The following is a 21,613-nucleotide window of genomic DNA, read 5'->3' on the forward strand; positions in this document are numbered from 1 at the left end:
AACTTGGGGCCCCGCCTTCGCGGGGGACGACGTGCTTGAGTACGTGTCCTCATTCCCATCTTCTTCAAGTCATGCAAGAAACCTTCATCCACATCAAATCCCTCGACATGGACGCGCGCGGCGTCGGCCACCTGGAGAACGAGGACGGCTCGCCGGGCAAGGTGATTTTCGTCGAAGGCGCGCTGCCGGGCGAGACGGTCAGCTTCGAAACCCTGCGCAAGAAGAAGAACTGGGAATCGGGCCGCATGCTCACGCTGAAGAAGGCCTCGTCCATGCGCGTCGAGCCGAAATGCGAGCACTTCTGGCATTGCGGCGGCTGCTCGATGCAGCACCTGGAGCCCTCGGCCCAGGTCGCGATGAAGCAGCGCGTGCTGGAAGATAACCTCTGGCACATCGGCAAGACCAGGGCCGAGCACATCATGCGCCCGATGTACGGCCCGACCTGGGGCTACCGCTACCGCGCGCGCCTGTCGGTGCGCCACGTGGCCAAGAAGGGCGGCATGCTGGTCGGCTTCCACGAACGCCATTCCAGCTACGTGGCCGACATGACCAACTGCCACATCGTGCCGCCGCACGTGGCCAGGATGCTGGTGCCGCTGCGCGAGCTGATCAGCTCGCTCTCGATCTACCAGCAGTTGCCGCAGATCGAGATGGCGGTCGGCGAGGAAAGCACGGTGCTGGTGCTGCGCATCATGGCGCCGCTGAGCGCCGCCGACGAAGTGCTGGTCAAGGCTTTCGCCGACCAGTGGAACATCGAGTGGTGGCTGCAGCCGAAGGGCCCGGATACCGCCTATCCCTACTACCCGAACAAAAAAGAGCTGTACTACACGCTGCCGGAATTCGGCATCCGCATGCCCTTCAAGCCGACCGATTTCACCCAGGTGAACCACCAGATCAACCGCCTGCTGGTGCACAAGGCGCTGGGCCTGCTGCAGGTCGAGAAGGACGACCGCGTGGCCGACCTGTTCTGCGGCCTCGGCAACTTCACGCTGCCGCTGGCGACCCAGGCGAAAGAGGTGGTGGGCATCGAGGGCAGCACCGCGCTGACCACGCGCGCGCTGGAGAATGCGCGCGCCAACGGCCTGTCCGGCAAGACCAGCTTCTCGACGCGCAACCTGTTCGAGATCACCAGGGACGACCTGATCGCGCTGGGCAAGTTCGACCGCATGCTGGTCGACCCGCCGCGCGACGGCGCGGTGGCGCTGGCGGTGGCCCTGGCCGAGCTGCGCCTGACGAATCCGGAACTGCTGCCGAAGCGCATCGTCTACGTGTCCTGCAGCCCGTCGACCCTGGCCCGCGACGCCGGCATCCTGACCCACCGCGCAGGCTACAAGATGAGCAAGGCGGGCATTGCGAACATGTTCCCGCATACCTCGCACGTGGAGTCGATCGGGGTGTTCGATCTGCTGGAGGATTTCGTGCCGCGGCAGTTCGAGGTGAAGGAAGTGGCGGCGGCGCCGGAAGCCTGAATAAAGACCGTCGTTCCCGCGCAGGCGGGAACGACGAGTTAGCAATCGCAGTCAGCCGCGCGCCGTCACGCCACCCAGCGCCTGCATCAACTCATCCGCATCCACCGGCTTGACGAAGTAGCGGTCAAACCCCGCCTCCTCGGCATCCACCCGGTCGGAGCGCTGGCCGTAGCCCGAAATCGCCATCAGCACCGCGCCATCCTGGCCCGGCAGCTTGCGCAGGCGGCGCGCCAGTTCCACGCCGCTCATCCCCGGTAGTCCGATATCCAGCAGGAACGCGTCGAAATGCTCGTCGCCGGCGCGGACCAGGGCTTCGAGCGGATCGTGCACCACCGTCACCGCGTGGCCGCAGGACTCCAGCAGCAGGCCCAGGGTCATGGCGGCGTCTTCGTTGTCGTCCACCAGCATCAGCTTCAGGCCCAGCGCGCCGCCGGATGCGGCGGCCGGCGGGGGCAGGGCGGCGCCCGCCGCGGTGCCTGAGGCCTGCAGGCGCGGCAGGCGCACCGTGAATTCGGTGCCCATGTTGCGGCCCTCGCTGGACGCCGTCACCATCCCGCCATGCAGCTCGACCAGGCTCTTCACCAGCGCCAGGCCCAGGCCCAGCCCGCCCTGCGAGCGGTCGGGGGTGCGCTCGGCTTGCGAGAACAGGTCGAACACGGTCGGCAGCAGGTCGGCGGCGATGCCGATGCCGTCGTCCTTCACGCTGACCAGCACGTGGTCGGGCGTGGCGCCCATCCACACGGCCAGCTTGCCGCCTTCGTGCGTGTACTTGGCGGCGTTGTTCAGCAGGTTGGCGATCACCTGGATCAGGCGCTTGGGGTCGCCCTGGACGAAGGCGGGGCCGATCTCCGGCGCCAGCTGCAGCGTCAGCCGGTGGCGGCGCGCTTCGATCAGCGGGCGCACCTGCTCGACCGCGTCGTCGATCACATGGCGCAGGTCGACCTGGTCGCGCGCCAGCACCACCAGGCCGCGGGTCACGCGCGAGACGTCCAGCAGGTCGTCGATCAGGCCGGTCATATGCGCCACCTGGCGCGCGATGATGGCGCTGGTGCGCTCGACGCGGGCGCTGTCCGGCGGCCCCATGTTGAGCAGCTGGGCGGCGGCGGAAATGGGCGCCAGCGGGTTGCGCAGCTCGTGCGCCAGCATCGCCAGGAACTCGTCCTTGCGGCGGTCGGCCAGGCGCAGCGCTTCCTCGGCGCGCACGCGCTCCAGCGCGCTCCAGGAGCGCTCGGCCACGTCTTCCATCAGGCGCACGATGTCGGCGCTCCACACGCGCGGCAGGTTGTCGTGGATGAACATGCAGGTCGTCAGGGCGCCGTTGCGGTGCACCGGCACCACCACGCAGGAGCGGATCTGCAGCGAAGCATAGGTCGGCCAGGTGTCCGGCCCGCCGGTGCGCGGATCGCGCTGGACGTCGCTGGCGACCCAGGTCGTGCCCTGGGTCAGCGCGCTGAAGTTGGCGGCGCCGAACAGGTGGGCCGGGAAGGTGCCGTTCAGGTCGGCGACGATGCCGTCGGTGTAGTTCGAATGGAAGGTGAGCAGCTGGCGGTCGGCGTCGTAGTCGCCGTACAGCACGCGGCTGGCCTGCAGGAAGCGGCCCAGCATGGCGCTGGTCTGGACGAAGATCTGGGCCGGGTCGTCGAGGCGGCGCAGCAGGTCGGCCAGCTCGAGCCGGAATTCGTTCATGTCCAGCAGCGTGGTCTGGCGCGCCACCGCGTTGCGCAGCGCCTGCTCGGCCGACATCCGGTCCAGCGCGTCCCAGCTGCGCTCGGCGATGTCGGCGGCCAGCTTGCATTCTTCCTCGTCCCAGCCGCGCGCGCTGGTGGCATAGCCGACCAGGGCGGCCTGCAGCTGGCCGCGGCGCAGGCGCGGCAGTGCCAGGATCGCGCGCGCGCCGGCGGCGGCGTAGCGTTCGCCGCGCTCGGGCAGGCGCGGGTCGGTAGTGGTGTCGCGGATCGCCAGGGGCGCGCCGGTGCGCAGCAGGGCCAGCGCGGCCGGGCCGAAATCCTTGATGCGGGCGCGGCGCCCGGCCAGCGCGGCGGCGCCGTCGCGGGCCCAGTCGTGCACCACTTCGAAGCCGGCCCCGGTGCCGTCGCCTTCGACGTAGCAGGCGTGGTCGAGCTCGAGGTGCCTGCCGAGCATCGTGCAGGCGCACTCGACGATGTCGGAGGGGTGGTGCAGGCGGCGCAGGCTGTCGACCACCTGCAGCTGCACCGCGTGGCGGCGTTCCAGCTGCACGCGCGGGGTGGTTTCGCTGATCACGCACAGCACGCCGCGCACCGCGCCGGCGCCGTCGCGCACCGGCGAATAGGCCAGGGTGAACCAGCCGTGGTAGGGCTGGCCGGCGCGCCGTATCGTGTGCGGCACGTCTTCGCCGTAGGTGGAATGGCCGCCCAGGGCGCGGTCGACCAGCGGCTTCATGCCCGGCCATTGCTCGGGCCAGACCTCGGTGATGGGTGCGCCCAGCGTGGACGGATGCCGTCCGTCCAGCAGGGAGATGTAGGCGGCGTTGTACAGCATGATCAGCCTGGGACCCCAGGCGATATACATCGGGAACTCGGATTCGAGGATCACGCTGACCGCGTTGCGCAGTGCAGGATCCCATTGGTCGGGCGAACCGAGGGGCGAACCCGACCAGTTATGAAGATGGTATCCGGCGCGCACGGCGCCGGATGTGTCGAGGAGATGAAAGTCGCGCGTGGCCGCTTCCATACTGATCGCCTTCGAGTCCGAAAGTGGTCATTCTATGCGCAAATGCATAGGCTGGATCGCGGCTGAGAAAAAATAGATTTTCTCTCTGAAAAGAGAAATTTCTCCCTAAAAAGGAGAGAGTTCCTCTTAGAAGTGCGCACGCACGCCGAAGGCCAGATTGCGTCCCGGCAGCGGCGAAATGTCCTTCAGCAGCGAAGTCGACAGCCGAATATCCTTGTTCAGCAGGTTCTTCGCCAGCAGGAACCAGGTCAGGTCCATCTTCTCGAGCTTTTGCGTATACGAGAGGTTGGCATCGACCAGGTTATAGCCCGGCGTGGGCGTGCTTTCGAAGGCGGCAAGACGGTCCTGGCCGCGCGCGTGGGTCCAGGACAGGCCGGCGCGCCAGTCGGCCTGGCGGTAGCCGAGGCTGGCGCCGACGCGGTCGGCCGGCTGCAGCGGCAGGTTCTCGCCGATGTCGAGCTTGCCGCGCGAACCGTCGGCGAACAGTCGGCCGTTCCAGCCCATGCCCGTCTGGTTCCAGGTCAGCTCGGCTTCCACGCCCTGGATGTGGGCCGGGGCCTGCTGGAACAGGCGCTGGCGGAAGCCGTTGCCGGCCGCCGGATTGCCGTCCTCGTCGAGTTCGACGCCGGTGATGTGGCCATAGATGAAGTCGGACACGTTATTGCGGAACAGGTTCGCCTTCCAGCGTAGCAGGCCGCTGGTCTTCTGCACCGACAGCTCGATGTTGCGCGAGATTTCCTTCTTCAGGTTCGCATCGCCGGTGTCGAAGGTGAGGGTGGCGTCGTGCGGGCCGCCCGAGTACAGCTCGTCGGTGGACGGCGCGCGCTGGGCGTAGGACAGGGTGGCGCCGGCGCTGTAGCCGCGCAGGAAGGGCCAGAGGGCGCCGACCGAGCCGGAGCCCAGGTTGAAGCTGCGCTCGACGTTCCCGACCGGTTCGCGGCGCACGTTTTCGTAGCGCAGGCCGGCGTTCACGGCCACCGGGCCGACATGCGTTTCCTCGACCAGGAAAGCGGCGCCGGAGGTCGAGTGGGTGACCGGCACGGTGTCCGGCCCGCCCGCCGCCGACAGCGCCGAGAAATGGGTGTTCTCGGTCTGCACGCCGAAGGTGCCGTGGAAACCGCTCAGCGGCTTGTGGGTCAGCTCGAGGCGCGATTCGAAGGAGCGGTTGCTGAAGATGACTTCGGGCTGCAGGTCCTCGCCCAGCTCGGCGTGGCGATAGTCGGTGAAGCCGGCCTTGAAGCGCGCGGTCTCGAAGCCATTCAGGGGTGCGTGCACCAGGCTGTCGAGGTCGTAGCGGTTCTGGCGCTGGTCGATGCGCGAGCCTTCTTCGCTGGGGATGCCGTAATTGTTCGACAAGTGATTCGCCGATACGCCCACATAACCCCAGTCGCGGACGTAGGAAGCGCCGGCGCCGATGCTGCGCTCGCTGGTATCGCTGTCCGGCAGGCGGCCGCCGCCCGAGGACGGGTCGTTCAGCAGGCGGCTGCCGGGAATCTTGTAGTCGTTGGTGTCGCGCCAGTTGCCGTCGATGTGCATGGCGACGTGGCCGGCCGCGCCGTCCAGCGAGCCGGAGACGTTGCGGCCGTTGTCGACCGTGCTGTAGCGGGTCTCGACCTGGCCGGTGGGCTTGTCTTCGAGCGCGGTCGGGATGCGTTCGTTGACCACGTTGACCAGGCCGCCGATCGCGCCGGAGCCGTAGAGCAGGGCGGCGGGGCCGCGCAGGATCTCGATCTGGCGCGCCACCGCGCCTTCGGAGGCGACCGCGTGGTCGTTCGACAGGCCGGACACGTCCGAGGTCGCCATGCCGTTTTCCAGCATCTTCACGCGCGAGCCTTCCATGCCGCGGATGATGGGACGCGAGGCGCCGGCGCCGAAGGCCGAGGCCGACACGCCGAGCTCATTCTGCAGGGTCTCGCCCAGCGAGCTGCCGACCTTGTCGCGCAGTTCGTCGCCGGCCAGCACCTTGGCCGGGGCCAGGATCTGGTCGCCTTCGCTGCTCCTCAGCGGATTGGCGGTGACGACCACCTGCTGGATTTTGCCATTGTTGACGGTTTGATCGGCGTCAGGCGGAAGGTCGGGTGCAGGCGCGGCGAAAGCAGGGGCGTAGGCGAGCAGGATCGCGCTGGCGAGCAGCGTCGGTTGAATCTTTTTCATTGTTTAAAACCTCGAGCGAATGGATAACGGTCCGCGCGGCCGGATCCAGGCGGATACCGGCGCGGCGGGTAAAGCGAAAGTCGTTATCAGGCCAGAGGTGGGCCGCGCTGCTGGAAGGGGCAGGCCGCCAGCAGGCAGATGCCGGGCGTCGCTGCCAGGGTAGGGACGGCGTACGCGAGCTCGGCGGGGATGAATTGCCGGACCGTGGCCGGCAGGGCGAAGGCGACCTGGGCGCTGGCGGCGCACTGGCCGCACTGCTCGTGCAGGACCGGCTTGGACGGCTTGCCGCCGTTGTCATCCGCCTGCTGGGCCAGCGATTCGCGGACGTCGGTCCAGTGCGAGTAGGCGTGGCCCAGCGACAGCTGCTGCGAAACGAGCAGCAGCAGCGACAGGAGTACATGGACCAGGCTACGTGACATCCAGCTATTGTACATAAAAAAACCGGCCCGAAGGCCGGCTTTCCGATCACGCTAAGCGGTGGGGTGGGCACCCCTGTGCCCACGGTGCGGGCTCAGTCCCGGCTGCCGAAGCCGATGCCGAGGAGACGCAGCAGGGCGGTAAATACGTTGTACAGATCCAGGTAGATCGACAGCGTGGCCGAGATGTAGTTGGTCTCGCCGCCGTTCACCACGCGCTGCACGTCATAGATCATCCAGGCCGAGAAGATACCCATGGCCATCACCAGGGTCACCAGCTGCAGCGCGCTCAGCTGCAGGAAGATGTTGGCGATGGAGGCCAGGATCAGCACGATGGTGCCGGCGAACAGCCAGCTGCCCATGCCGGAGAAATCGCGCTTGGAGACGGTGGCGATGGTCGCCATGGCCGCGAAGATGACCGCGGTGCCGCCGACCGCGCCCATGATCAGCGCGCCGCCGTTGCCGAAGCCCAGGGTGTAGCGCAGCAGCGGGGTCAGCATCAGGCCCATGAAGAAGGTGAAGCCCAGCAGCACCGGCACGCCGGCCGCCGAGTTCTTGGTCTTCTCGATCGCGAAGATGAAGCCGAAGGCGACCGCCAGGAAGAGCAGGGCGCCGAGGCCGCCGCCCATGAAGGGCATGTGGGTCGTCAGGCCGACGTAAGCGCCGAACACGGTCGGGATCATCGACAGTGCGAGCAGCCAGTAGGTGTTGCGCAGCACTTGGTGGCGGACGGCGCGGTTGGCCGGGACGTCGTAGGTTTTCTGCAGATTGGGGATCATGTTTCCTCCGGGTGGTGAACTTCCATCGTAGTCCAATATGGGGACGGCGCCCGTCCATCAAAGACCCTTTAAGGCTGTGTTAAGCAGCCGGGCAGGCACGGGCATGTATTACCAGCACTGTAACACTTGGGGCATCCCCCTCGCAATCTCGGCCACCGGGCGGATATATGGTAAAATCGAAGGTTGATTGAGTTCCGAAGTTCTCGATTTAAACCTTTCTTTTTATTGGAGTTTTTAAATGGCAATCGAACGCACCCTGTCGATCATCAAGCCCGACGCAGTTGCAAAAAACGTCATCGGCCAAATCTATAGCCGCTTCGAAGGCGCTGGCCTGAAGATCGTCGCTGCGCGCATGACCCAGCTGTCGCAAGCCGAAGCCGAAGGCTTCTACGCCGTGCACGCTGCACGTCCGTTCTTCAAGGATCTGGTCAACTTCATGATCTCGGGCCCGGTCATGATCCAGGTGCTGGAAGGCGAAAACGCGATTGCCGCGCACCGCGACCTGATGGGCGCAACCGATCCGAAGAAGGCCGAGAAGGGCACCATCCGCGCCGACTTCGCCGATTCGATCGACGCCAACGCCGTGCACGGTTCGGACGCTGCCGAAACCGCCGCCGTCGAAATCGCCTACTACTTCCCGGCGCTGAACGTCTACTCGCGTTAATGGTAAGAGCGCGAAATTTTTTCGCGCTTGGCCGGCCTGCTGCGTTAAGCTGCATACCGGCGTAATACCCCGCTCGCCCATGCTCGAGAGCCCGGCGGGCGGGATTCATTTAGAAGATACAGGATTTTAAAGATGGCAACTCTCACCAACCTGCTGGACTTCGATCCCGCGCAGCTTGTCGCTTACTGCGCCGAGTTGGGGGAGAAGCCATTCCGCGCCAAGCAGCTGCAGCGCTGGATCCACCAGTTCGGCGTGTCGAATTTCGACGACATGACCGACCTCGCCAAGTCGCTGCGCGAAAAGCTGAAGGGCCGCGCCGAAGTCCGTGCGCCGGGCATCATCAGCGACCACACGTCCAGCGACGGCACCCGCAAATGGCTGGTCGACGTCGGCAACGGCAACGCGGTCGAAACCGTGTTCATCCCGGAAGAAAACCGCGGCACGCTGTGCATCTCGACCCAGGCCGGCTGCGCCGTCAACTGCCGCTTCTGCTCGACCGGCAAGCAGGGCTTCAACCGCAACCTCACCGTGGCCGAGATCATCGGCCAGCTGTGGATGGCCGAGTTCGAGCTGCGCAAGACCAAGGGCATCGAAGGCGGGCCGAAAGGCGAGCGCCAGATTACCAACGTGGTCATGATGGGCATGGGCGAACCGCTGCTGAACTTCGAGCCGACCGTCACCGCGCTCAAGCTGATGCTGGACGATAACGCCTACGGCCTGTCGCGCCGCCGCGTGACCCTGTCGACCTCGGGCGTGGTGCCGATGATGGACAAGCTGAGCCAGGAAGTCCCGGTGGCGCTGGCCGTGTCGGTGCACGCCTCGAACGATCCGCTGCGCGACGGCCTGGTCCCGCTGAACAAGAAGTACCCGCTGCGCGAGCTGATGGCGGCCTGCAAGCGTTACCTGGCGTTCGCGCCGCGCGATTTCATCACCTTCGAATACTGCATGCTGGACGGCGTCAACGACAGCGACGAGCATGCGCGCGAACTGATTGCCCTGGTCAACGACCCGGAAGTAGGCGTGAACTGCAAGTTCAACCTGATTCCGTTCAACCCGTTCCCGGAATCTGGCCTGCTGCGTTCGAAGAATCCGCGCATCAAGGCCTTCGCCCAGGTCCTGATGGATGCCGGCATCGTCACCACCGTGCGCAAGACCCGCGGCGACGATATCGACGCCGCCTGCGGCCAGCTGGCCGGCGAGGTCCAGGACCGCACCCGCGTGAATGAGCGGATGAGCAAGATGGCCGAGTACCAGCAGAAGTTCGGCCCGAACTTCGGCAAGATCGTGGAGATCCCTTCTTGAAGCCGGTCCTGGCCGCAAGCGCCGCCTGCCTGTTTGCCCTGGGCCTGTTGTCCGGCTGTGCCGGTACGGCCGGCGGCGATGCGCCGCGCGAACTCAAGACCGCTTCCGACCAGACCGCTTCCGAGAAGCGCGCCCAGATCCGCCTGCAGCTGGCGGTGGGCTACTACCAGGACCGCAAGTACGAGATCGCCCTCGACGAGGTCAAGCAGGCGATCGCGATTTCGCCCGAGTATGCCGAGGCCTACGGCTTCCGCGCCCTGATCTACACCGCGATGGGCGAGAACGAGCTGGCCGACGAGAACTACCGCCACGCGCTGCGCCTGGCGCCGCGCAACCCGGACATCGCCAACAACTACGGCATGTTCCTGTGCGACGCCGGCGGCAAGCCTGCCGAGGCGATGAAGTACTTCGAGTCCGCGCTGAAGAGCCGCACTTACGCGTCGCCGGCCAAGGCCCTGACGAATGCCGGCAACTGCAGCCTGAAGCAGAAGAATACCGACGCGGCCGAGCGCTATCTGCTCGACGCCCTGCGTTACGAACCCGAGCTGCCGGCCATCCAGGCCAGCCTGGCGCGGGTCTATTTCGAGCGGCGCGACTACACCCGCGCCGGGTTTTTCATCAACCGCCTGACGGAGACAACGAAACTCGAGTCGTTGTCGGCCGACGTGCTGTGGCTGGCCCTGCGGGTCAAGCGCATGCTGGGCGACCGGGCGCTCGAGGCCACCCTCGCGGCCCAGCTCCGCAAGCGCTTCCCCGGCTCGCCCGAATACGCGGCGTTCGAGCGCGGTGCATTTAACGAGTGAGACGACGACGATGAGTTCCGAGCGTGCAGAAGAGCCGACGACGCCCGACAACCAGGGTGGACATCCGGGCCAGGTGCTGGCCGCCCAGCGTGAAGCGATGGGCTGGACGGTGGAGCAGGTGGCCGACCAGCTGAAGCTGGCCGTGCGCCAGGTGGTGGCGCTGGAAGCAGGCGATTACGCGGCCCTGCCGAGCCCCGCCGTGACGCGCGGTTTCGTGCGCGCCTATGCCAAGCTGGTGCGGGTCGACCCGGCGCCACTGGTGGCGAAGATCGCGATCGAATCGCCGGGCCAGGCGGAAGCCAACCCGGCGGCGATCCGCCGTCCGAGCCCGGCCTCCTTCTCGCAGGCGAAATTCCCCTCGCACGGCAAGCGTTCCGCGCTGCCGCTGGGCTGGATCGCCGCCGCCGTGGCCGTGGCGGCCGTTGCCGCCGGCGCCTGGCATTTCGGCCTGGTCCCGCTCGGCCAGCGCGCCGAATCGACGACTGTCGCCGCGCCGGCAGCCACCGCACCCGCTGCGGCGGACGCCCACGGCAGCGCGACCGAGACCCTGCAGAATCCGTCGGTGCCGCTGATTTCCGTGCCTGGCCCGGCCAGCGCGCAGGCCGAGGCGCCGGGCGCCGCGAGTGCCCCGGCTGCGCCGGCCGCCGGCCCCGTCGTGAACGTGCCGGGCACCACCGCCACCGGCGCGCCGCCGACCACGGCGCCGGCAGCGCCCGCGAATCCGGTGACGGCGCAATCGCCGGCGCAGGCCGCCGCCACGCCCGCCGCGGCGCAGGCCGGCGCCCTGGTCTTCACCGTGCGCGAGGATTCCTGGATCGAAGTCAGGCCGGCCAAGGGCGGTAAAGAGATGATCAAGCGCCTGGTCCGCGCCGGCAGCACCGAAACCGTGAACATCGACCAGCCGGTGCGCATCGTCGTCGGCAACCCGGGCGCCGTCTCGGCCAGGCTGCGCGGCGCCCCGGTGGCGCTGCCGCTGGCGCCGGGCAAGACCTACTCGCTGGTAAACGTGCAATAAGCGTGCAATAAGCGTGCAAAAAATACTGAAGCTAACAGCAAGATGACAGACATGAATACGATGAACTCGCCGATCCCGACCGGCCCCCTGGCGCGCCGCGCCAGCCGCCGCGTGCTGATCCAGAACGGCGAGCGCAAGGTCTGGGTGGGCGGCGACGCCCCCGTCCTCGTGCAGTCGATGACCAACACCGACACCGCCGACGTGATCGGCACCGCGATCCAGGTCAAGGAGCTGGCGCGCGCCGGTTCCGAAGTCGTGCGCATCACGGTCAACACGCCGGAAGCGGCGGCCGCCGTGCCGGCCATCCGCGAGCAGCTGGACCGGATGGAAGTGGACGTGCCGCTGGTCGGCGACTTCCACTACAACGGCCACCTGCTGCTGCGCGACTATCCGGAATGCGCGCAGGCGCTGTCGAAGTACCGCATCAACCCGGGCAACGTCGGGCAGGGCGCCAAGCGCGACGCCCAGTTCGCCCAGATGATCGAGATCGCCGTCAAGTACGACAAGCCGGTGCGCATCGGCGTCAACTGGGGCAGCCTGGACCAGTCGCTGCTGGCCCGCATCATGGACGAGAATGCCGGACGCGCGCAGCCGTGGTCGGCCCAGGCCGTGATGTATGAAGCCCTGATCACCTCGGCGATCGAGAACGCCGTGCGCGCCGAGGAAATCGGCCTGGCTCGCGACAAGATCATCCTGTCGTGCAAGGTGTCGGGCGTGCAGGACCTGATCGCCGTCTACCGCGAACTCGGCAAGCGCTGCGACTACCCGCTGCACCTGGGCCTGACCGAGGCCGGCATGGGCAGCAAGGGCATCGTCGCCTCGACCGCGGCCTTGTCGGTGCTGCTGCAGGAAGGCATCGGCGACACCATCCGCATCTCGCTGACCCCGGAACCGGGCGGCGACCGCACGAAGGAAGTCGTGGTCGGCCAGGAAATCCTGCAGACCATGGGCCTGCGCAAGTTCACCCCGATGGTGATCGCCTGCCCGGGCTGCGGCCGCACGACCTCGACCGTGTTCCAGGAACTGGCCGACAACATCCAGACCTTCCTGCGCGAGGCCATGCCGGAATGGAAGAAGACCCACCCGGGCGTGGAAGCGATGAATGTGGCCGTGATGGGCTGCATCGTCAACGGCCCGGGCGAATCGAAGCACGCGAACATCGGCATCTCGCTGCCGGGCACCGGCGAATCGCCGGCGGCGCCGGTCTTTGTGGATGGCCAAAAGGTCGCTACACTGCGGGGCGAGCGGATCGTGGATGAGTTCAAGACGATCGTACTGGATTACGTGCAGAAGAATTATTCGAAGCAGGCTGAAACCATTTAACGTCGTTCCCGCGAAGGCGGGAACCCAAGTTTGTATGCGTTTCGACTACTCATGCAAACTTGGAGCAAATGATGCCGGGGGCATCATTTGCGCCTTTGCGGGAATGACGGTAACGCGAGAAATAGAATGTCCGACAAAAAAGAGAAATTCAGTGCCATCAAAGGCATGAACGACATCCTCCCGGCCGATGCGCCGCTGTGGGAGCTGTTCGAAAATACCGCCGAGTCCGTGCTGAAGAGCTACGGCTACCAGAAGATCGTCACCCCGATCGTCGAGGAAACCGGCCTGTTCGCGCGCGCCATCGGCGCCGTCACCGACATCGTCGAGAAGGAGATGTACTCCTTCGAGGACTCGATGAACGGCGACCAGCTGACCCTGCGCCCCGAAGGCACGGCCGGCGTGGTGCGCGCCGTGGTCGAGCACAACATGGCCTACGACGGCCCGAAGCGCCTGTGGTACAAGGGACCGATGTTCCGCCACGAGCGTCCGCAGCGCGGCCGCTACCGCCAGTTCTTCCAGTTCGGCGCCGAAGCGATCGGCTTTGCCGGCCCGGACATCGACGCCGAGCTGATCATGCTGTGCCGCCGCCTGTGGGACGACCTGGGCCTGGACAACATCCGCCTCGAGCTCAATTCCATCGGTAACGCCGAGGAGCGCCAGCGCCACCGCGCCGACCTGATCGCTTACTTCGAAGCCAACGAAGCCGTGCTCGACGCCGAAGCCAAGCGCCGCCTGCACGCGAATCCGCTGCGCATCCTGGACACCAAGAACCCGGCGATGCAGGACATGGTCAACCAGGCGCCGCAGTTGCTGAGCTACCTGGGCGGCGAATCGCTGGCCCACTTCGAGGGCCTGAAGAAGATCCTCGACGCCAACAACGTCCAGTACACCGTCAACCCGCGCCTGGTGCGCGGCCTGGATTACTACAACCGCACCGTGTTCGAGTGGGTCACCGACGAACTGGGCGCGCAGGGCACCGTGTGCGCCGGCGGCCGCTACGACCCGCTGATCGAGACCTTCGGCGGCAAGCCGACCCCGGGCATCGGCTTTGCAATGGGCATCGAGCGCCTGATCGAGCTGATGAAGGGCCAGGGCGAGCCGGCCGCGCCGAGCCAGTGCGACGTCTACATGGTCCACCAGGGCGAGGAAGCGCAGATGAAAGCCTTCATCCTGGCCGAGCGCATCCGCGACGCCGGCCTGGACGTGGTCCTGCACTGCGCGACCCCGCAAGGCGCCGGCAGCTTCAAGAGCCAGATGAAGAAGGCCGACGGTTCGGGCGCCGCCTTCGCCGTGATCATCGGCGAGGACGAGGTCAGGAACGAGGTGGTCGCGGTCAAGTCGCTGCGCGGCGCCGAAGGTGCGGCCCAGCAGGCCAGCGTCGCCTTCGACGAGGCGGTCGACTACATCGTCGACCAGGTCATCGGCGGCGGCGACTGCGGTCCGGACTGCGACGAGCACCACCATCATCACTAATCACTAACCAGCTAGAAGAAAAAATCCATGGCATACGATCTCGAAGAACAGGAACAGATAGCCAATTTCAAAGCTTTCTGGGCGCGCTTTGGCAACCTGATCAGCTGGGTGCTGATCATCGCGCTGGGCAGCTACGCCGGCTATAACTTCTGGAACTCGCACAAGCGCACCAAGTCCGCGGAAGCCGCCGCGCTGTACGACCAGCTGACCGAAGCCGCGGCCGCCAACGACAACGCCAAGGTGCAGCGCATGGCCGCCGACGTCGAAAGCAAGTTCGACGGCACCGCCTACGGCGCGATGGCTGCCCTGGCCGCCGCCAAGACCGCCTTCGACGCGAATGACCTGAAAACCACCAAGGCCCAGCTGCAGTGGGCAATTGATCACGGCAACGACGAGTACAAGTCGATCGCGCGCCTGCGCCTGTCCGGCGTGCTGCTCGACGAGAAAGCCTACGACCAGGCGCTGGCGCTGCTGAACGGCGACTTCCTGCCGCAGTTCGCCGCCGAAGTCCAGGACCGCAAGGGCGACGTGCTGGTGGCGCAGAACAAGCTGGCCGAAGCCCGCACCGCCTACCAGGCCGCGCTGGACAAGATGGACAAGCGCAACCCGGGCCGCCAGATCGTGCAGATCAAGCTGGAGGCGATTGGCGGTACGGTGCCGGCAGAAAAGGCCGCTGCGTAACCGTCGTTTCCGCGCAGGCGGGAACCCAGGTTTGTTCGCGTGACCACAACGCACGCAGAACCTGGATTCCCGCCTTCGCGGGAACGACGTTTGTATAGAACGACGTCTGTATTCTCAAAGAACAAGGCAAAAGAATATGCGTATTACCCGGAAGCTCGTTGGTGTCGGTGTCCTCGCCCTGATGACGGGCTGCTCGACGATTAGTTCGCTGAACCCGTTCGCATCCAAGCCGAAGGGCAACCTGCCGGCGCCGCTGGTCGACCTGAAAGGGTCGATGGCCGTGCGCACCGCGTGGAAGCTGGAAGTCGGCAAGTCCCGCAACTACCAGTTCACCCCCGCGGTCGCCGGGAATACCATCATCGCCGCCGGCGGCGACGGCACCCTGGTGCGCGCGGAAGCCGCCAGCGGCCGCCAGCTGTGGCGCGTCAAGGCCGGCATGGAGCTGACCGCGGGCGTCGGCACCGACGGCAACCTGATCGTGGTCGGCGGCGACAAAGGCATGCTGCTGGCCTTCGACATGGACGGCAAGCAGCTGTGGAAGACCCAGCTGTCGAGCGAAATCCTGAGCTCGCCGGTGGTGGGGCAGGGCATCGTGGTGGCGCGCAGCGTGAACAACCGCATCGTCGGCATCGACGCCGCCACCGGCCAGCAGAAATGGACCGTGCAGCGCGCCGCGCCGCCCTTGACCCTGCGCGTGGCGCCGGGCATGGTCGTGCATGACAAGGACGTGATCATCGCCCAGCCGGGCGGCAAGCTGCTGTCGCTGGTCCTGGCGACCGGCGCGCCGCGCTGGGAAGTGGAAGTGGGTGTGGCGCGCGGCGCCACCGAGCTGGAACGCGTGACCGACATCGGCGGCTACCCGGTGGTCTTCGAAGGCGACGTCTGCGCCATCTCCTACCAGGGCCGCGCCGGCTGCTGGGACGTGATGACCGGCAGCCCGCGCTGGACCCGCGACCTCTCGTCGGAAGCCGGCGTGGCGATCGACCAGCGCTTCCTGTTCGCCAGCGACGACAAGGGCGCCGTCTACGCCTACAACCGCGAAAGCGGCACCAGCGCGTGGAAGAACGATAAATTGGCCTTCCGCCGCCTGTCGACCCCGGTCTCCTATGGCCGTACGGTCGCGGTCGGCGACTACCAGGGCTATGTGCACTTCCTGTCGCGTGAGGACGGCGCCTTCCTGGCCCGCGCCGCCACCGACGGCAGTGCGATCAGCTCGACTCCGCTGGTTGCGGGCTCGAACCTGATTTTTCAAACACAAAACGGAACCGTGACAGCGATCGCGGTGGAATAAGATACTTACATGAAGCCGGTAATTGCACTCGTAGGACGTCCCAACGTCGGGAAGTCCACCCTATTCAACCGCATGACGCGCTCGCGCGATGCGCTCGTGGCGGACCTGCCAGGCCTGACGCGCGACCGTCACTACGGCGAGGGCCGCATGGGCGAACGCCCCTTCCTGGTGATCGATACCGGCGGTTTCGAGCCGGTCGCCAAGGAAGGCATCATGCACGAGATGGCGCTGCAGACGAAGCAGGCCGTGGCCGAAGCCGACGTCGTGATGTTCATCGTCGACGGCCGCCAGGGCCTGACGCCGCACGACAAGACCATCACCGATTTCCTGCGCAAGTCGGGCCGCAAGGTCATGCTGGTCGTGAACAAGAGCGAGGGCATGAAGTACACCAGTGTCACCGCCGAGTTCTATGAGCTCGGCATGGGCGATCCCTACGTGATCTCGGCGGCCCACGGCGACGGCGTGCTCGACCTCGTCAACGAGGCGATCGACGAAGCCTCGACCCTGCGTCCGCAGGAAGAGGCGGAATTCGACCCGGCCGACTACGGCGTCAAGATCGCCCTGATCGGCCGTCCGAACGTCGGCAAGTCCACGCTGATCAACACCCTGGTCGGCGAACAGCGCGTGATCGCCTTCGACATGCCGGGCACCACCCGCGATTCGATCGAGGTGCCCTTCGAGAAGGGCGGCAAGCACTACACGCTGATCGATACCGCCGGCATCCGCCGCCGCGGCAAGGTGTTCGAGGCCGTCGAGAAGTTCTCGGTGGTGAAGACCCTGCAGTCGATCTCGGAAGCCAACGTGGTCGTGCTGATGCTGGATGCCCAGGCGGACATCGCCGAGTCGGACGCCCACATCGCCGGCTTCATCCTGGAATCCGGGCGCGCACTGGTGGTGGCCGTCAACAAGTGGGACGGCCTGACCTCGGACCAGCGCGACCAGGTCAAGAACGACATCGACCGCAAGCTCGATTTCCTGTCCTTCGCCGAGACCAAGTTCATCTCGGCGCTGAAGGGCACCGGCATCAATCACCTGATGAAGGCGATCGATACCGCCTATGCCGCCGCCACCGCCAAGCTGTCGACGCCGCGCCTGACCCGCGCACTGCAGGAAGCGGTCGAGAAGCAGGAACCGAAGCGCAAGGGCAGCACCCGTCCCAAGATGCGCTATGCGCACCAGGGCGGCCAGAACCCGCCGATCATCGTCATCCACGGCAACGCGCTGGATGGCATCACGGAACCGTACAAGCGTTACCTGGAAAAGCATTTCCGCGACACCTTCGACCTGATCGGCACCCCGCTCCGGATCGAACTGCGCAGCGGTAAAAACCCGTTTGCAAAAGAGTCCTAAGCCGTCGTTCCCGGCACTGCCGGAAACGACTTCCCGGCACTGCCGGAAACGACTTCCCGGCACTGCCGGAAACGACTTCCCGGCACTGCCGGAAACGACTTCCCGGCAGTGCCGGAAACGACTTCCCGGCACTGCCGGAAACGACTTCCCGCAAAGGCGGGAACCCAAGTTACGCAAGTAATCGACACGCATGGAAACTTGGAGGGGATAGTGCCAGTGGCACTATCCCCGCCTTCGCGGGGATGACGTCGACGGGTTCGCAACGATGACGTCGACGGGTTCGCAACGATGACGTCGGCGGGTTCGCAACGATGACGTTTTAAGCCGGATTTAACCTTAGCGGTACGACAAAAAACGCTAAAACAGGTTACAGTAGCTTCGGGACATCATTCACAAACTGAGAATGTTGGCCCGAGCACTTGAAAACCGGCATTGCGCCTCAATTTTTATACGACAACAACATACGGAGCTGTTATGAGCAATAAAGGGCAACTGTTACAAGACCCATTCCTGAACGCATTGCGTAAGGAGCACGTCCCCGTCTCGATCTATCTGGTCAACGGGATCAAGCTCCAGGGACACATCGAGTCCTTCGACCAGTACGTGGTTCTGCTCCGTAATACCGTCACCCAGATGGTCTACAAGCACGCCATTTCCACCGTCGTACCCGCTCGCGCCGTCAACCTCAACCTCGAACAGGACGCCGAGTAAGGTCGATGGCTGACGTTTCCGGTAATACCATGCGCGCAGCATTGGTCGGCATCGACTTTGGCCGTGGCGATTTCACGGCCAGCCTGGAAGAACTGGCACTGCTGGCGCGCTCCGCCGGAGCCGAGCCGATCACGACCATCACCGCAAAACGCAGTAGTCCCGATCCCGCGTATTTCGTCGGCAGCGGCAAGGCCGACGAGATCGGCCAGGCCTGCCTGGCCGAGCGGATCGAGATCGTCATCTTCAACCACGCGCTGTCGCCCGCCCAGCAGCGCAACCTGGAAAAGCGCCTGAACGTCAGGGTGCTCGACCGTACCAGCCTGATCCTCGACATCTTCGCCCAGCGCGCCCAGAGCCACGAGGGCAAGCTGCAGGTGGAACTGGCCCAGCTCCAGCACCTGGCCACGCGCCTGATCCGCGGCTGGACCCACCTGGAACGCCAGAAGGGCGGTATCGGCCTGCGCGGTCCGGGTGAAACCCAGCTCGAGACCGACCGCCGCCTGATCGGCGAGCGCGTCAAGATGCTGCGCACCCGCCTGGCCAAGCTGCGCAAGCAGCATGAAACCCAGCGCCGCTCGCGCGGCCGCAACCAGACATTCTCGGTGTCGCTGGTCGGCTATACCAACGCCGGCAAGTCGACCCTGTTCAACACCCTGACCAAGGCCGGGGTGTACGTCGCGAACCAGCTGTTCGCGACCCTGGACACCACCAGCCGCCGGCTTTACCTCGGTGAGGAAACCGGCAACGTGGTGATCTCCGACACGGTCGGTTTCGTGCGCGAACTGCCGCACCAACTGGTGGCCGCTTTCCGCGCCACGCTGGAAGAAACCATCCATGCCGACCTGCTGCTGCACGTGGTCGACGGTTCCTCGCCGGTGCGCATGGAACAGATCGAGCAGGTCAACGAAGTGCTGCGCGAAATCGGCGCAGACCACATCCCGCAGATCCTGGTCTGGAACAAGATCGATGCGGCCGGGCTGGAGCCCGGGGTGGAACGTGATGAATATGATAAAATCAGCCGCGTTTTTATCAGCGCCCACAGCGGTGCGGGCCTCGATCTGCTCCGCGACGCCATCGTCGAAGCGGCCCGGACCGAGCCTGTCGAAGCTGCCGACCCTGGTATCGCGCTCGCCGACGCCGACCATATTCCGAACACCCCAAGTGGGTCCACACTAGCCTATGTCATTGCACGATCCCCGCTGGGGACATAAACCTAACGACCCAAAGGCCCAGCAGGGCAAGGGCCCGGGCAACGACGGCCCACCCGACCTCGACCAGCTCTGGCGCGACTTCAACCAGCGCCTGAACCGCCTGTTCGCCAAGCGCGGCGGTGACGGCGGCGGCGGTTACCGCCCCGATGCCCGCGGCGTCGGCCTCACCGCTTCGGTGGCCGGTGCGATCCTGCTCCTGATCTGGCTCGCCAGCGGCGCCTTCATCGTGCCGGAAGGGCAGGTCGGCCTGGTCACCACCTTCGGCGAACTCTCGCACAAGACCGGCGCCGGCTTCAACTGGCGCTGGCCGGCCCCGTTCCAGGCCCATGAAACCGTCAACGTGGCCCAGGTCCAGACCGTCGAACTCGGCTACCGCGCCAACGTGCGCAACAAGCAGCCGAACGAGGCGCTGATGCTGACCGCGGACGAGAGCATCGTCGACGTCCAGTTCTCGGTGCAGTACAAGGTCGCCGACCCGGTCGCCTGGGTATTCAATAACCGCGACCAGGTCGAGACCGTGCGCGACGCCGCCGAAACCGCCATGCGCGAACTGGTCGGACGCCGCAAGATGGATGCGCTGCTGTTCGAAGGCCGCGACAAGCTGGCCGCCGAGGCCCAGCGCATGGTCCAGCAGATGCTCGCGAGTTACAAGATGGGCGCCGACGTCACCGGCGTGACCGTGCAGTCGCTGACGGTCCCGGAGCAGGTGGCCGCCGCCTTCGAGGAAACCGTCAAGGCGCAGGAGGACCGTGCGCGCGCCCGCAGCGAAGCGCAGGCCTATGCCGACGACATCATCCCGCAAGCGAAAGGCAAGGCCGCGCGCATGAAGCAGGACGCCGAAGCAGAACGCGCCACCACGGTGAACACCGCGGAAGGCAATGCCGCGCGCTTCAACCAGGTCGTGGCCGAGTACGCGAAAGCGCCGGGCGTCACCCGCGACCGCATGTACCTCGACACCATGCAGCAGATTTTCTCCAGCACCAGCAAGGTCATGATCGACGCAAAGACCGCGGCGACGATCAACCTGCCGCTCGACCAGATGCTGACCCGCTCGGTCGCCAACGAAGCGTCGATGGGCAGCCGCTCCGGCCCGGTGATGCCGCCGGTGGCGCCCGTCCAGCAGGGCGCGCCCAGCCAGCCGGCGCCGCCGGCCAGCGGCACCGTGACCGTGAACGGCAGCTCGGCGCAGCCGCAGGCACAGGCGCCAACCCAGGCGCAGCCACAAGCCCAGGCCCAGGCGACGCCGCCGGCCCAGGGCGTGCGGGCGGCCGATGCTGCCCAAAAGATCGATCCGCGCAGCCGAGAAGCATCGCGTGACAGGGAGACCCGCTGATGAGCCGCCTGATTTCCATCGCCATCGGCGCCGCCATCGTCCTGACCCTGCTGGCCTCCAGCGTGTTCGTGGTCGACCAGCACCGCTACGCCGTGGTCTACGCCCTCGGCGAGCTGCGTGAAGTGATCGGGACGCCGGGCCTGCACGTCAAGCTGCCTGCGCCTTTCCAGAACGTGGTCTACCTCGACAAGCGCCTGCAGACTCTCGACACCGCCGACGGCGAACGCTTCCTGACCGCGGAGAAGAAGGACCTGCTGGTCGATGCCTTCGTCAAATGGCGCATCGTCGACCCGCGCCAGTACCTGACCGCGATCGGCGGCAGGAATAGCGAAAGCAGTGCCGAGCGCGGCGCGGAGCGCGTGGCCCAGCTTGTGCAGGTGGCGCTGAACGCCGAACTTGCGACCCGCAAGGTCGGCGACGTGGTTTCCGGCCAGCGCGAGCAGCTGGGCGCCGCGCTGCGCGAACGCGTGGCCGCGAACAGCAGCCAGCTGGGCGTCGAGATCGTCGACGTGCGCCTGAAGCGCGTCGACTTCACGCCGCAGGTGAACAATGCCGTGTACGAGCGCATGAAGGCCGAACGCATCCGCGCCGCCAACGAAACCCGCTCGACGGGCCAGGCCGAAGCCGAGGAGATCCGCGCCGACGCCGAGCGCCAGCGCAGCGTGATCCTGGCCGAAGCCGTGCGCGACGCCGAGACCATCAAGGGCGAGGGCGATGCCAAAGCCTCGCAGATCTACGCCCAGTCCTTCGGCAAGAATCCGGAGTTCTACCGTTTCTACCGCTCCCTGGAAGCCTACCGGGCGACCTTCAAGAGCCGCAGCGACGTGCTGGTGCTGGATGCGAATTCGGAGTTTTTCAAGTATTTCCGGGGTCCGGGTAGCGGTAAATGAGCGCGTGGGCACATTCGTCTTGAGGCCCCCAGCCTC

At 66.0% G+C, this 21,613-nt stretch carries 18 protein-coding genes; 14 read left to right on the forward strand and 4 right to left on the reverse strand.

The window, feature by feature from the left end:
• The first annotated feature begins 71 nt into the window (after window positions 1-71).
• Entirely contained in the window at window positions 72-1,469 is a 1,398-nt protein-coding gene (gene rlmD / locus ACFPO9_RS07685) for a 23S rRNA (uracil(1939)-C(5))-methyltransferase RlmD (RefSeq protein ID WP_379769103.1), read from the forward strand.
• A 51-nt stretch (window positions 1,470-1,520) separates the two neighbouring features.
• Here rlmD and ACFPO9_RS07690 read toward each other — a convergent pair whose 3' ends face one another.
• The 4 genes from ACFPO9_RS07690 to ACFPO9_RS07705 form a co-directional block, all read right to left on the reverse strand.
• On the reverse strand, window positions 1,521-4,181 hold the full coding sequence (locus ACFPO9_RS07690) for a hybrid sensor histidine kinase/response regulator (protein WP_379769105.1): 2,661 nt from the start codon (window positions 4,179-4,181) through the stop codon (window positions 1,521-1,523).
• A 126-nt stretch (window positions 4,182-4,307) separates the two neighbouring features.
• Entirely contained in the window at window positions 4,308-6,335 is a 2,028-nt protein-coding gene (locus ACFPO9_RS07695; protein ID WP_379769107.1) for a TonB-dependent receptor, read from the reverse strand.
• Between the two features lie 86 nt (window positions 6,336-6,421).
• Window positions 6,422-6,754, reverse strand: coding sequence for a DUF2946 family protein (locus ACFPO9_RS07700; RefSeq protein WP_379769109.1), 333 nt, complete (start codon window positions 6,752-6,754; stop codon window positions 6,422-6,424).
• A gap of 92 nt (window positions 6,755-6,846) precedes the next feature.
• Window positions 6,847-7,530, reverse strand: a complete 684-nt coding sequence (locus ACFPO9_RS07705) for a Bax inhibitor-1/YccA family protein (protein ID WP_379769111.1) — start codon at window positions 7,528-7,530, stop codon at window positions 6,847-6,849.
• Between the two features lie 238 nt (window positions 7,531-7,768).
• Here ACFPO9_RS07705 and ndk point away from each other — a divergent pair, with 238 nt between their 5' ends.
• From ndk to hflC, 13 genes are all read left to right on the forward strand, one after another.
• Window positions 7,769-8,194, forward strand: coding sequence for a nucleoside-diphosphate kinase (gene ndk, locus ACFPO9_RS07710; protein ID WP_230029903.1), 426 nt, complete (start codon window positions 7,769-7,771; stop codon window positions 8,192-8,194).
• Window positions 8,195-8,326: 132 nt separating this feature from the next.
• Complete coding sequence (gene rlmN / locus ACFPO9_RS07715; RefSeq protein ID WP_379769113.1) at window positions 8,327-9,496, forward strand: dual-specificity RNA methyltransferase RlmN; 1,170 nt, start codon at window positions 8,327-8,329, stop codon at window positions 9,494-9,496.
• Entirely contained in the window at window positions 9,493-10,299 is an 807-nt protein-coding gene (gene pilW / locus ACFPO9_RS07720) for a type IV pilus biogenesis/stability protein PilW (RefSeq protein ID WP_379769116.1), read from the forward strand. The genes rlmN and pilW overlap by 4 nt, the downstream gene beginning before the upstream one ends.
• A 10-nt stretch (window positions 10,300-10,309) precedes the next feature.
• The gene (locus ACFPO9_RS07725) at window positions 10,310-11,314 is read left to right on the forward strand and encodes a helix-turn-helix domain-containing protein (protein ID WP_379769118.1); all 1,005 of its coding nucleotides are present in this window, start codon (window positions 10,310-10,312) and stop codon (window positions 11,312-11,314) included.
• 51 nt (window positions 11,315-11,365) lie between these two features.
• Complete coding sequence (gene ispG, locus ACFPO9_RS07730) at window positions 11,366-12,637, forward strand: flavodoxin-dependent (E)-4-hydroxy-3-methylbut-2-enyl-diphosphate synthase (protein WP_379769120.1); 1,272 nt, start codon at window positions 11,366-11,368, stop codon at window positions 12,635-12,637.
• 126 nt (window positions 12,638-12,763) lie between these two features.
• On the forward strand, window positions 12,764-14,110 hold the full coding sequence (gene hisS, locus ACFPO9_RS07735; RefSeq protein WP_379769122.1) for a histidine--tRNA ligase: 1,347 nt from the start codon (window positions 12,764-12,766) through the stop codon (window positions 14,108-14,110).
• A 27-nt stretch (window positions 14,111-14,137) separates the two neighbouring features.
• Complete coding sequence (locus tag ACFPO9_RS07740; protein ID WP_379769124.1) at window positions 14,138-14,791, forward strand: YfgM family protein; 654 nt, start codon at window positions 14,138-14,140, stop codon at window positions 14,789-14,791.
• Between the two features lie 136 nt (window positions 14,792-14,927).
• Window positions 14,928-16,082: an outer membrane protein assembly factor BamB gene (bamB, locus tag ACFPO9_RS07745; protein WP_379769126.1), complete on the forward strand. Its 1,155-nt coding sequence runs from the start codon at window positions 14,928-14,930 to the stop codon at window positions 16,080-16,082.
• A gap of 9 nt (window positions 16,083-16,091) precedes the next feature.
• A complete protein-coding gene (gene der / locus ACFPO9_RS07750) occupies window positions 16,092-17,432 on the forward strand; it encodes a ribosome biogenesis GTPase Der (RefSeq protein ID WP_379769129.1) in 1,341 nt (446 codons plus the stop codon).
• Window positions 17,433-17,906: 474 nt separating this feature from the next.
• Entirely contained in the window at window positions 17,907-18,143 is a 237-nt protein-coding gene (hfq, locus tag ACFPO9_RS07755) for an RNA chaperone Hfq (protein ID WP_036168820.1), read from the forward strand.
• A 29-nt stretch (window positions 18,144-18,172) separates the two neighbouring features.
• Window positions 18,173-19,354: a GTPase HflX gene (gene hflX / locus ACFPO9_RS07760; protein WP_379769133.1), complete on the forward strand. Its 1,182-nt coding sequence runs from the start codon at window positions 18,173-18,175 to the stop codon at window positions 19,352-19,354.
• Window positions 19,323-20,687 carry an FtsH protease activity modulator HflK gene (hflK, locus tag ACFPO9_RS07765; RefSeq protein WP_379769135.1) on the forward strand — a complete coding sequence of 455 codons (1,365 nt, stop codon included), beginning with the start codon at window positions 19,323-19,325 and terminating at the stop codon, window positions 20,685-20,687. Before hflX ends, hflK begins: the two co-directional genes overlap by 32 nt.
• Window positions 20,687-21,577, forward strand: a complete 891-nt coding sequence (hflC, locus tag ACFPO9_RS07770) for a protease modulator HflC (RefSeq protein WP_379769137.1) — start codon at window positions 20,687-20,689, stop codon at window positions 21,575-21,577. Before hflK ends, hflC begins: the two co-directional genes overlap by 1 nt.
• Window positions 21,578-21,613: the final 36 nt, after the last annotated feature.

This window comes from Massilia aerilata, assembly GCF_042656905.1.
Classification (GTDB): Bacteria; Pseudomonadota; Gammaproteobacteria; order Burkholderiales; family Burkholderiaceae_D; genus Telluria; species Telluria aerilata.